This is a genomic window from Stappia albiluteola (assembly GCF_014050225.1).
In the GTDB taxonomy this organism is placed as follows: domain Bacteria; phylum Pseudomonadota; class Alphaproteobacteria; order Rhizobiales; family Stappiaceae; genus Hongsoonwoonella; species Hongsoonwoonella albiluteola.
In genome coordinates this window covers 1-605 of record NZ_JACFXV010000008.1, presented here as the reverse complement: position 1 = coordinate 605, position 605 = coordinate 1, and the positions used below count along the sequence as shown (strand labels likewise).

Annotated in this window: 1 protein-coding gene; it reads right to left on the bottom strand. The window is 64.0% G+C overall.

Features of this window, described 5'->3' with window-relative positions; all coding sequences use genetic code 11:
* Nucleotides 1-605 (bottom strand): hypothetical protein (locus tag H2509_RS00580; protein WP_408022653.1); only part of this gene is annotated, 605 nt, incomplete at both ends.

The following is a 605-nucleotide window of genomic DNA, read 5'->3' as shown; positions in this document are numbered from 1 at the left end:
AGCGCGCGCAGCGCGGTATCGGCGAGAACCTCGAAGGCGTTCTCGCCATTGCGCAATCCGCTGACGATATCCGAGACCGCCCCTCGCACGATCGCTGCGTTTTCCTGAAAATCGCTGTAGGCTTCGGCCTCCAGTACATTGAGCTCGATCTTCTTCTCCAGGATCGCCCGCTCTTCGTCGGTCGCAGCCGCCAGTATGTGGCGCAACCGGATCATTTCGCGCATGACCGGATCGCTCGTGCGCAGGATCGCCAGTTCATCGTCAAGCGCGGTGCTCAGATCCTGAACGCGCTGCCGCGCCGTGTCTTGCTCCCGGATACCGCGGGCCGCGGCCCTGTTTGCTGCCAGTTCCGCCTTGCGGCGGGCTTCTTCCTCCGCCTCGATCGCCGCCTTGCGCTCGAAAAGCTGCCGGACATTGTTGGCAATGCTCTGCCCCTCCTGCGAGGCAAGGGCTACACCGGCCTTCTTCAGCTCCTGATCAAGCCGCCTTTGTTCGGCTGTCTTGCTGAGGGCGTCGATTTCCTGCTCCAGGCCACGGATGACACCTGTTGCGGCCGGGTTCGACCCGAGCGCCTCCTGCTGGGAGCCGAGACCGGCTATCGCTGC